The organism is Gymnodinialimonas ulvae (genome assembly GCF_037543845.1).
Lineage (GTDB): Bacteria > Pseudomonadota > Alphaproteobacteria > Rhodobacterales > Rhodobacteraceae > Gymnodinialimonas > Gymnodinialimonas ulvae.
The window spans coordinates 1-10,646 of sequence record NZ_JBBIFX010000006.1; the positions used below are offsets into that span (position 1 = coordinate 1).

Below are 10,646 nucleotides of genomic sequence, written 5' to 3' on the forward strand. Positions count from 1 at the left end.
GGACGTGATGTGAACCGGATTCGATCCGCCATTGGTCAGAAAGATCTGATCGTCCGGCGAGAAGTTCCCGGTCAGGTAAATCGTGCCGCCACCGGGTGTGGTGGACAGCGTTGCATAGGCATCCTGTAGATCTTGGCTGGAGTGCACCTCAATTTCTGGGGCCTGCGATCCGACTTCTGATACACCCATAAGTAGATTCTCTCCGCTAATTAAAGAACTAAGCAAAAACGTAAAGCAACGGAGTGAAGGCATTATTAACATGATATCACTTATACACTGATCGATATATATACTTTTACATGGATCAATATCAAAGATTAAAAATGTCGTCAAAAAATATTAGAATAACGAAAAAAATTTCTGAAATTATTATTTTTATTTTCAGAAATGGGCACACCAGACGACCCGCCCCCAGTACTTGCCTCGTTATAATGAAGAGCCTTCTCAACCTGTCGAAGAGGCAAGGCGATGCGAACGAGCCGCCTCACGGAGGCGCGGATCAAGCGAAGACCGGGTCGGAAACGAGCGTGTGGCCCACGGAAACCGATGCCTGACGCGCCGAGGCAGTGCGAGCACTGGTCGGCGGACTTCCGTTCCGACATCTTTGGCGCATCCCGACGGCTCCGCATCTTGGCGGCAGATGATTATCGCCGCTTTGAGAAACAGTGTCATATGGCCGGTACCAGCATATCAGGGACATAAGTTGCGCGTGAACTTAAGGCGCTGGTGCCCATCTATAGTAACCGAACAGAATTGTGAGTGATAATGATAGAGGACTCACCAGTCGGGCAACCCCCAATAACGCCAACGCCACGGATGTGGACTGGCATTACACAGCTCAAAAGAAGCGCACAAAGACCTTCAGCCCTTGGCTCCATACAAACAACTCATTCAAGTACTAATGGAATTACTCTCCTCTCAAGCAATCGTTAACTACTACGCTTCATAATACAAGAAAGCAAGTTAAAATCAAGAATTGGCAACACTGCAGTGCGACGCTATAAAAATCAACAGTCAATGATAGAAAATCACGTAAACACGGAAGAATAATTGAATTGGCGGCACGATGAGGACTCCAGCATCGCCAAGGGGGCTCTGAATTCCGAACTTACCCGCACCCTCCTCCTCCAAACGCCCGTCAATGCGGTTGAAAACGACATTGATGGAGCGTGGTAGAGACCAATAACACATCGGAAAGTTGAAGATGATGTTCGCTCAGAATCAGTTGGAACAGCGAAAGATGCTAAGGCACAGCTTGGCGCAGAGTTGCATTAAACCATCAATATACGCGCACCCAAAGGTTACAGTGAACCAGCTTGCGGCATTCATGTGTGAGCCAGATAAGCTTCAACGCCTTGCCATAATCAGGAGGGCAAGATTCTTATCAGACCACACGGCTACGGAAGATCAAGAGCTTAGAGCAAAATTGCAGTGCCTGACAAGTCAACCGTCCGTTCGCGGTCAAGAACTTGATAAGTGGATAATGAAACTTGAGAACCAAATTCGCAATGACTCAGAAAAAGACGCGGCTTTACTGCGAAATAATCTTAGTATTGCGCAGACATATAGAGGCATATTTGCAAGGCGCTTTTCAAAGTATGATTTTGGCAGTCCGGCAGTAATATCAAATAGAATTTCAGGGGTCTCTGTAGAGGCTTGTTTAGACTCGATGGTTATCGGTGACTACGAAACTGGTACTTATGCAGGCGGTATGATGATGCTTACATTACCGCCAGGGCATATTCGATGCATTCGGTCGTATTATCGGAAGCTAACCGCATTGATTTATTGTATTCTAGTAAAGGATTGTGAAAGGATTGCACCACACCTTTGCATAGTAGTTGACCTGACAGCCGCTATGGTTACACGTGCTCCCTCATCAAATCAAAAATTCAAAAGACGCGCAATAATTGCATGCGAGGAAATATACAGTATTTGGCGAAGGTATGACACTTTGAAAAAGCTGCCGAAGAATATTTTTTAGTTTGTGACATTTGTTTTTTCACGCAATATATTTAGGATTTGCGCGCCATAGCCAATTATTTCGTATGACGTAACCTACTCCCCTTTGAGTCCGCTAATTCAAGTTAGCTCTGTTCAGGTTTTGGTCCTCTTTTGACCGGCTAGCATATTCCGCAGGCGTCAGGCCAGCGAGGCTTATGTGCGGACGGTGGTGGTTGAAGTCGGTGCGCCACGCGGCGATCAGGTCGCGGGCGTGGCGTAGGCTATCGAACAGGTGCTCATTGAGGCATTCGTCGCGCATCCTGCCGTTGAAGCTTTCGACAAACCCGTTCTGCATTGGTTTGCCGGACGCGATGTAATGCCAATCAACCTTGCGGTCTTTTTGCCATTTCAGGATCGTATTCGAAGTCAGCTCGGTGCCGTTATCGCTGACCACCATGCCGGGATGGCCGCGCATATCAGTGATCCGGTCTAGTTCACGCGCAACACGATCGCCGGACAACGAAGTATCGACCACAGCGGCCAGACATTCGCAACTGAAGTCATCAATCACATTGAGGATACGGAACCGGCGACCGCAGGACAGGCTATCAGACACGAAGTCGAGCGACCACCGCTGATTAGGCCCTTGCGGGATCGCCATCGGTGCTCTGGTGCCAACTGCGCGCTTGCGTCCACCTCGTTTACGGACTGTTAATCCGTCTTCGCGGTAGATCCGATACAGCTTCTTCCAGTTCATGTGCCAACCTTCGCGCTTCAGCAGAATGTGCAACCGACGATAGCCAAAGCGTCGCCGTTCAGACGACAGCTCTTTCAACCGCCCACGCAGCTCCGTATCCGCTGGCCGCTTCGCAACACGTCGATAGACCCGTGGATCAATACCAGCCAACGCACAGGCGCGCTTTTGATTGTATCGCTTCTCTTTCATGGGCCAGGTCACGGCGTTTCTGCGTGAGCCGGGCCTCAAAAGTTTTTTCCCAGCATTTCCTTGAGCGTCGACACGTCCGTCATCTGCTCAGCCAGCAACTTCTTCAGCTTGGCGTTCTCAACTTCCAGTGCCTTTAGCTTCTTCGCATGCGACACCTCCATGCCGCCATACTTGGAACGCCATTTGTAAAATGTCGCATCGCTGACACCGTGTTTGCGGCAAAGCTCCTTCGCACCAAGCCCAGCCTGATGCACCTTCAGTATCCCAATGATCTGTTCTTCGCTGAAACGGCTTCTCTTCATCGTCTGTCTCCTTAGTTGGAGAGCAGGCTAACTCAAAACACCGGACTTTTCTGGGGAGCAGGTCATTCCAATGGACCAGAAGCCAACGATGCACTAACAATCAAACCGGACCACCCGATGGGGGCACACCACTTTTGGTGGATTATTGCACCTTATTCATGGAGCGCTCGATCGATAGGTTTACTGAATTAGCTTGATAGAGCCAGAGAGTTGCACTTACCTCACTCTCTGGCATGCATACGCTCCTAGCAATTGCTTTTATCAGATCTGTTCTAAATTTTGGTGTGATATTTAGGCCGTTGCGTTGGGAGCTTTCCAACAAGTCGGCAATCGAGAGCATGAGCGAGTGATGTTCCATTCTGATACCCCTAAATCATTACTCGATTTTAAAGAATTCTTCCTAATACTTAGTTAATGACAAAGTAGGAGGTTATAGCCCCATAACGCGCCCCTAGATTTGTAAACGCTTTGCTCCCGAATTTTGCGGCATTATGGAGCAAACTGGCTCTGTTGCACAAATCGGCTGATGGCCGGGGTTCCCCTTTCCCCGGACAGACTCATCCCACGGGCTCTGTGACAGGGATGCCGAGCGCGGTGTAGCCGTTCAGAACGGCGATACGGACCTGAAGCTCCGCGACCTCTCGGTCGAAGGCCCGTGCCATGAGGCGCTGCCCCAGCAGTTTCACACAGTGCATCTTCGTTTCGACGCGGCTTCGGCGGTGGTTATCCGCTCCATCGTCGCCAGAGGGCACGACCGAGGTAGTTCGATGCCCGCAGTGCTTCGTTTCGTGCGACCGCGCCGGCGGTGACGGTCTTCCACGGTTTGGCGTTCTTGCGGGGCGGGATGACAGCGTGGGTGCCGCGGTCAGCGATTGCATCGTGGCATTTGCGGGTGTCGTACGCACCGTCGGCAGTGACGCTTCCGATCTGCTCGTACGCCGGGATCTGGTTGAGCAGGTCGGGTAAGACCGGCGCATCACCGATGTGGCTCCCTGTGATCTCCACGGCCCGAACCTCCAGCGTTTCCTCATCAATCCCCAAGTGGATCTTGCGCCAGACGCGCCGCTTGGGACCACCATACTTGCGGGCGTACCACTCGCCTTCGCCCTCCGCCTTGATCCCGGTGCTATCAATTAACAGGTGCAGCGGGCCCTTCGACCCACGGTATGGGTCTGCTCATGCATCCCGGCGACCATGCTGGATTCACAAGATGAATCTCTCACGAGATTTGTACAACAGAGCCGGTCGATATGCATTTTTTTCAGCAAGTACGGATAGACGGGATGCTGCGGATGCGGCTGGCTGGTTTTGGGCCGTTTGTAGATCGCCTCCAGGCCCATCTTGGCCATCAATCGCCTGACGCGATGACGGCCTACGACAACGTCTTCCCGGCGCAGATAGGCCGCGATCTGGCGGCTGCCGAAGAACGGATACTTTGTGAAGACACGGTCTATCTCTTTCATCACCGCCAACGTGTCCGCGTCGACCCCGACCGGCGTGTAGTAGAAGGCCAAACGCGACAGCTGCACCAGTTTGCATTGCTGACTGATGCTCAAATCAGGGTGATCGCGCTGGATCATGGCCCGCTTCTTTGCCGGGCTCACCTTTTGAGCCCTTCCGACAAAAAATCGTTCTCAACCGCCAACTTCCCAATCTTGACGTGCAACTCTTTGACCTCTGCCTCTGTCGGGCCGCTTTGCTTTCCGCCGGAAAAGACATCCGCCATCCCGTCAATGGCCTGCAGCTTCCATGTGCTGACCTCGTTGGGGTGCAGCTGGTGCTTCGCCGCGATCTCCTGCACCGTCTTGTCGCCACGCAGAGCTTCCAACGCCAGCTTGGCTTTAAACTGATCTGTAAAATTACGGCGCTTTGCCATTCTCGTATCCCTTCAAAGGTTTGGGATGCACCTTAGCCGACTGTCCAGTTTTCTGGGACCACTTCTCCTACGAAGCGGCGGGCAGAAAAGGGGCATTCTCGTAGTCCTGATTGTGCCGACACAACTCTACGCGTAGTGCGTTCGCCGTGTGTCGGAACCCGTTGAGTTCCGCCAAGTCGATCGCGGTTTTCAGTTGCTTTTCATAGGACAACGCGTGAGGGGGCAGATGCGTGCGTTTCATAGTATCACTCCGTTTTAGAGTGGCTAAAGGATCAATTAGCTGGGTTAACGCCAGGTTAACGTAGACATAGACGGTGTGTGATGAGGAAAATCCGGCGGATTGTCGCTCAATATAAAGATACGCAGAAGCGTTCCACTGGCCTGCTGCCGGTTTTGTGGACGGCAACTTAAGCTTTCATAGCTCGCTTCTCGAAGCTGACGCCTTGGTCCGGCTCTATGGCAAACCGGTCAGCATAGTCAGCGACAACGGCACCGAATTAACCAGCCGGGCGATCCTGAAATGGGCCAACGGAAACGCCGTCGACTGGCACTACATCGATCCTGGCAAGCCCCAACAGAATGCCTTCATCGAGTCATTCAATGGCAACCTGCGCGATGAGCTTCTGACCGAGGAGATGTTCGACAGCCTGGAAAATGCCCGCCGAAAGCTGGCGTTCTGGCGATACCACTACAACAACATCAGGCCGCACTCGTCGCTTGCCAACAAACCACCCGCAGAAGCGCGCCGGACGCTTGAGCAATTTGAGGGCTCCGCGCCCGACGCGCTTGCCTAAACTGACGACGAAGAATATGAAAACCAGACCCGCAAACTCTCCTTATGAATGAACGAGTATCCCGGGGGCAGGTCAATTTCTATGCCGGTCCAACTCAGCGCGAAGTGCTTCTGCAGTATGTTGGAAGCCATTTAGTTCCGCCATCTCGATGGCGAACCGCAGCTGATTTTTATAGGACGACGCGTGAACGGCCAGCTGCGTGCGTTCCATAGTTTCACTCCGTTTTCGAGTGCCTGCAGAATCGTTAAGCTGGGTTAACGTAGGGTTAACGCAGGCTCGCGCGGTTTCCAACTAAGAAATTCCGGCGGATTGTCGCCTAGTTTAGTGAAGCGCAATAGCGTTCCACATCAGTTGGGGCGACACCCTCTTTGGAGTGCAGCTTTACCATTATCTCCACACGTTTCGGACTAAGCCCGAGATCCATCGCGACTGCGTTGTACAGCGTCTCCTCTAGATCGCGGGAAAGCGGCATGTTGTATTCTGAGGATACAGCAATGAGCTGCGCAAGCTGTTTGAAGAATTGTTCGTCTGCCATTCTGGATGTCCCCTTTGACTAGAAGAGGAATCCATAGATTTAGTTAATACCGGGTAAAGGAACCAAAGTAAGATATCTCAAATTGGGTTTTCTACCAAGACTATGCGCTGAGCGGTTGTCTGTGCCCTTCCACAGTCCATTTCTGGAAAAGGCGAACGAGCCCGCGCTCAAGAACTCTACGCGTTTGTTCCATTTGGTTTCGTTCGGCTGACGCGGTCGCATCGGATGTTGTCGCGATTACTTCGTTCAAATTTAGTGCTGGCCACCTGTATACATGAGTATCTGCCCAGTTGTACCGTCTGATCCTTAATAATGTGTAAATGGCGTCGCATCGATCGCTTGAATGCCAGCCGTGGTCCAAGTGGCGACGGGGCTGGTGCTTTTTGTTGGCGTCATTTACATCGCGCTCGAATCAAGCGGCACCTCCATACCGGATGTCATCCGTCTCGTGAACTAAGCCCCGCACCAGACCTGCTAGCCGCGGGTCACTCCGTTGTTTCCTCCTCTCCATCCTCGGTCGTCGGATAGGGCGGTGACGTCTCAATCGGGCCGGGCAAGAGCGGATCGTTGAGTTCCGCATCGCCTTGCAGGATCAACAGATTGGTGGCCAAGGTGACGAGGTCTGAAAGCTGCTTTATATCAGCAACTTAAGTCGTTTTTTTGTTGGAGTCAGGATCTCCGCGGGATGCGGTTTGTGCAGCAGAATTAGGCAGCTTCCGCTGCTCTCAGCCTCAGGCTGGGACAACAAATGCTGACTGTCGATCGCATTTAGGACTTATGGGCTTCGCAGTCTTTTCGGTCAAAAACTGAAGTGTCGGGTCCCAGATCAGGGTGCTTCAAAGCGACATTCTTCGGCCCAAAGCAGCCTTTGATCACTGCCGCTTCATTCTGCACCCGCAGCCCGCATTGCGGACTTTCGCGGCAGGCGCGACATCAGACCAACGGCGAACCGGTAGATTGCGGGATGAAGCTGCAGTCGCCACGTTCAGCGCGAACAGCAGCCATTCGCACTCTGTGAAAGCAATGAGATATTGCTGCGTGGAAAGCAGTCGGTTCTACATAGGACAGCGCATGCGCGGCAGCGATTGCTCCGGACTGTAGCTAAGTGGACTTCATCGAGGCCTCGAGATGATCTCGCGCCATTGGGCGGCCAAAATGGTAACCTTGCAAAGTATCACAACCCATCGCGCACATAAGGTCTACCTGCTCTTGCGTTTCCAAGCCTTCTGCCGTCATTGCGATATTAAGTCTGCGGCACATGTCGCCAATGGCTTGCACCATTTCGCGTGCCCAAGAGCCTTGTTGGACAGAGGCCCGTGCGATCTCCCCGTCAAGCTTGATACGCTCCGGTTTGAACTTGAGCAGGGATGTAAGTGAGGCATGCCCGCTTCCAAAATCATCAATTTCTATGGAGATCTCCTTCTCGCGCAGATGCGCCAGCAGGCCTTCAATGCTCTCGAAGTGTTTATCGACATCCAGCGTCTCGAGGACTTCGAGGTTGAGGCGAAACGGTAAGTTTCCGGCGCCTTCAAGCCATGAAAGGTCACTTGTTTCGGCCAACCTCTTGAGGCTGACATTGACTGAGACTTTGGACAAGGGAATTCCTATTTCACTGAAGCGTCGTCCCGTATCGATAGCGTGTAGATAGACGGTTTGATCGATGCCGCTGATCAGGCCGAGGTCATCAGCTATGTCAAGAAAATCCTCGGGATATAGAAGACCACGCGTTGGATGCTGCCATCGCGCCAAGGCTTCCACTCCGATCATGGCCCCGGTCCTTGCGCAGATCTGCGGCTGATAGTGACCGACGATCTCACCGCGCTCCATGCCCAGGAGAAGATCGTCTGATAGGATCTTCCGATCTTCGACCTGACGCCGAAGCAGTTCGCCGAAAATGTGGTGGCGGCCTCTTCCCGATCGCTTTGCTTCATACAGTGCGATATCCGCGTCTTCTTGCAAGTTTGGCAGATCGGCGGCGCCACCAATCGCTATCCCGGCGCTAATACCGAAGTGTAGCACTTTGTCTTGCCAGGCAAATGGCTCCCGACACCGGGCGATGATGCGGTCGGCGACTTCTTGGGCAATGTCTTTCGTGCAGGGTCCATTCAGAACAAGAACAAACTCATCGCCACCGACCCGCGCAACGCAGTCGCCCTCGCGAACGCTCGAAGTAAGAACCTCTGCCACTGCGCGAAGCAGGTTGTCTCCGGCCGCATGACCGAAGACGTCATTGATCGGCTTGAAGCGGTCAAGATCGAGGTGAACAATGCCAAAGGCGCCATTTGCGGTTTCGGCGAGGCTGCAAATGTAGTCGTCAAGTCCGCGACGGTTTCGTAATCCGGTCAGTGGGTCCGTCACGGCCGCGGTTTCAAGCGCATTGGCGCGCCTTTGCAGCTCGCGTTCTTGCTGCTTAAGCTGCGTCACATCAACCGTAAAGCCGACGGTATCCCCGTTGGCGAGCCGAGCCTCATGCGCCATCACATGACGGTCGCCCGGTAGCTGCTGAGATATGGGACCCGATGGGTTCCGATGCCGTTCGAGCCGCTCCTCGAGCCATTCATCTTCTCGACCGACTGCTTCGACGTATTGGCCATGGCGCAACCCTTCGCGCAGAATGCTCTCAAATGTCTGTCCTACTTCGATCGCTACGGCAGAGTCCGAGTAGAGATCGCGATACTTCTGGTTGAACATTACAGCGCGATCATCGGAGTCGTATAGAGCGAAGGCATCTGGGACCGCCTCGACGGCTGCCCACAAACGTTCCTGGGCTTTCTGTGCCTTTTCGCGCGCTTTTAATAGTTCATCATCCCTACGCACACGGTCTGTGATGTTCTGGAAAACACCAAAGAGATGTCTGGGTTTGGCGCCGAGAAACTTGACTTCGCCAATCGCTCTGACCCAGATGCGCTCTCCCGTCGCGCGGACAAAGGGAAGTTCCAAATCCCAGGGAGTTCCGTCTTCCATTGCCCTATTTACTGCCTGCGAAAGCGGTTCCTTCGCTTCGGGTGGATAGAAATTAAGCGCATCTTCCACATTTGGAACATAGTCTTTGCCGACGCCGTGAATGCGGCGCGTTTCCTCTGTCCAAACGAGCTCATTCGTTTCGAGATCGAGTTCCCAGCCTCCCACGCCTGCCGCACGGCCCGTCCGATTCAACAGGCGCTTCATGCGCTCAGCATGCTGCGCCCGCATTCGTTGCTCATCAAGGCAGAAGTGCGTTCCAAACATCCATTCTGGTTTCCCGTCATCCGTCCACGTGAATACGCGACCACGGTCATGTACCCATACCCAATGTCCGTCACGGTGGCGCATTCGCGCTTCGATGTCGTATTGGTCGGTCTCGCCGTCCCAGTGCCGCTTCAATGCGTCGCTTGATCGCTGCAGGTCGTCCCGATGTATGAGTGCTAGCCAGGTATCGATCGAGATCGGACGCAGTTCCTCCAATCGGTAGCCCACGATCTCGGCCCAACGGTCGTTGAAGCGCGTTTCGCCGGTCTGCACGTTCCACTCCCAGGTTCCAGCGTTTGTGCCTTCGATGCAGGATTGCAGACGATTGGATTTGACGCGCAGTTCTTCGATGATCCCGCTTTCCGCGCCGACGTGCTTGAGAACAGTTGCTGTCCCGATATTTTGGCCAGCGTCATCCAATAGAACTTGTGCAGAAAGACTAACTGGTACGATTGCTCCTGATTTCGCAACGAATTCATTGCTTAGATCGTCTAGGCTCCCGTCTTTAAACAACACGTGCATTAGCGTTTGGGATGTTGCGGCACAGTCGTCTGTAAGAAAGCTCACGTTCTTTCGGCCGATCACTTCCTCGCGTGCGTATCCTAGTGCCGTCAGCCAATCGTCGCTGACCTGTATAATTCGCCCGCGCATATCGCAGATGTGAAACATAGCTGGAAAAGTGTTCGGCAAGCAGATCGTTTCAGTCACAGGCGTCGGTGACAGTGGAATTTTTTGAAGCTTGGACACTAAGGGGGCTCCATGCGCGTGATGCGTTGATTGCCATCCAAATGCCGCAAGTATAGTAAAGACTTTGTTAACAAGCGTAGTTGAACCCTCCCTTACTTGATCGGGAGTTACCGCTTTCTGGAGTTGTATCGCGACAGCGGTACAGCTTTTGGATTGGTGTGCCCCCATCGGGTGGTCCGGTTTGATTGTTAGTGCATCGTTGGCCTCTGGTCCATTGGAACGATGCTTGCCGGCGCGGGCGGTCGATACCCCAAAGCGCTGTGCGGCCTGACCG

Annotated in this window: 9 protein-coding genes and 2 pseudogenes; 2 read left to right on the plus strand and 9 right to left on the minus strand. The window is 53.2% G+C overall.

Going from position 1 to position 10,646, the window contains the following annotated elements; translation table 11 throughout:
- Positions 1-189 (minus strand): hypothetical protein (locus V8J83_RS18945; protein WP_339988097.1); only part of this gene is annotated, 189 nt, incomplete at its 3' end.
- Between the two features lie 1,117 nt (positions 190-1,306).
- Between V8J83_RS18945 and V8J83_RS18950 the strand changes: the two genes are divergently transcribed.
- Positions 1,307-1,984: a hypothetical protein gene (locus tag V8J83_RS18950; RefSeq protein WP_339988099.1), complete on the plus strand. Its 678-nt coding sequence runs from the start codon at positions 1,307-1,309 to the stop codon at positions 1,982-1,984.
- A 93-nt stretch (positions 1,985-2,077) separates the two neighbouring features.
- On the opposite strand, the gene V8J83_RS18955 is transcribed toward V8J83_RS18950, so the two are convergent.
- The 4 genes and pseudogenes from V8J83_RS18955 to V8J83_RS18970 all read right to left on the minus strand — a co-directional run bounded on the left by V8J83_RS18955 (position 2,078) and on the right by V8J83_RS18970 (position 5,068).
- A protein-coding gene (locus V8J83_RS18955; protein WP_339988100.1) for an IS3 family transposase occupies positions 2,078-3,192 on the minus strand; the annotation gives its coding sequence in 2 pieces (ribosomal slippage) (positions 2,078-2,943 and positions 2,943-3,192; 1,116 coding nt in all).
- A 557-nt stretch (positions 3,193-3,749) separates the two neighbouring features.
- Positions 3,750-4,362: pseudogene (locus V8J83_RS18960) on the minus strand (IS5 family transposase); the annotation flags it as partial.
- Positions 4,326-4,772: an IS3 family transposase gene (locus V8J83_RS18965; protein WP_339988101.1), complete on the minus strand. Its 447-nt coding sequence runs from the start codon at positions 4,770-4,772 to the stop codon at positions 4,326-4,328. The pseudogene V8J83_RS18960 and the gene V8J83_RS18965, both read right to left, overlap by 37 nt.
- A 20-nt stretch (positions 4,773-4,792) precedes the next feature.
- On the minus strand, positions 4,793-5,068 hold the full coding sequence (locus V8J83_RS18970; protein WP_339988102.1) for a transposase: 276 nt from the start codon (positions 5,066-5,068) through the stop codon (positions 4,793-4,795).
- Between the two features lie 431 nt (positions 5,069-5,499).
- On the opposite strand from V8J83_RS18970, the pseudogene V8J83_RS18975 reads away from it, so the two are divergent.
- Positions 5,500-5,862: pseudogene (locus V8J83_RS18975) on the plus strand (integrase core domain-containing protein); the annotation flags it as partial.
- A 72-nt stretch (positions 5,863-5,934) separates the two neighbouring features.
- Here V8J83_RS18975 and V8J83_RS18980 read toward each other — a convergent pair.
- The 4 genes from V8J83_RS18980 to V8J83_RS18995 all read right to left on the minus strand — a co-directional run bounded on the left by V8J83_RS18980 (position 5,935) and on the right by V8J83_RS18995 (position 10,372).
- Entirely contained in the window at positions 5,935-6,072 is a 138-nt protein-coding gene (locus tag V8J83_RS18980; protein WP_339988104.1) for a hypothetical protein, read from the minus strand.
- A gap of 106 nt (positions 6,073-6,178) precedes the next feature.
- Positions 6,179-6,397, minus strand: a complete 219-nt coding sequence (locus tag V8J83_RS18985) for a hypothetical protein (protein ID WP_339988105.1) — start codon at positions 6,395-6,397, stop codon at positions 6,179-6,181.
- A 485-nt stretch (positions 6,398-6,882) separates the two neighbouring features.
- On the minus strand, positions 6,883-7,008 hold the full coding sequence (locus V8J83_RS18990; protein WP_339988107.1) for a hypothetical protein: 126 nt from the start codon (positions 7,006-7,008) through the stop codon (positions 6,883-6,885).
- Between the two features lie 490 nt (positions 7,009-7,498).
- A complete protein-coding gene (locus tag V8J83_RS18995; RefSeq protein ID WP_339988108.1) occupies positions 7,499-10,372 on the minus strand; it encodes a sensor domain-containing protein in 2,874 nt (957 codons plus the stop codon).
- Between the last annotated feature and the right edge of the window lie 274 nt (positions 10,373-10,646).

Excerpts from the sequence above, each read along its gene's own strand:
- V8J83_RS18965 (WP_339988101.1), bottom strand. The coding sequence starts at position 4,772 with ATGATCCAGCGCGATCACCCTGATTTGAGCATCAGTCAGCAATGCAAA.
- V8J83_RS18970 (WP_339988102.1), bottom strand. The coding sequence starts at position 5,068 with ATGGCAAAGCGCCGTAATTTTACAGATCAGTTTAAAGCCAAGCTGGCG.
- V8J83_RS18980 (WP_339988104.1), bottom strand. The coding sequence starts at position 6,072 with ATGGAACGCACGCAGCTGGCCGTTCACGCGTCGTCCTATAAAAATCAG.
- V8J83_RS18985 (WP_339988105.1), bottom strand. The coding sequence starts at position 6,397 with ATGGCAGACGAACAATTCTTCAAACAGCTTGCGCAGCTCATTGCTGTA.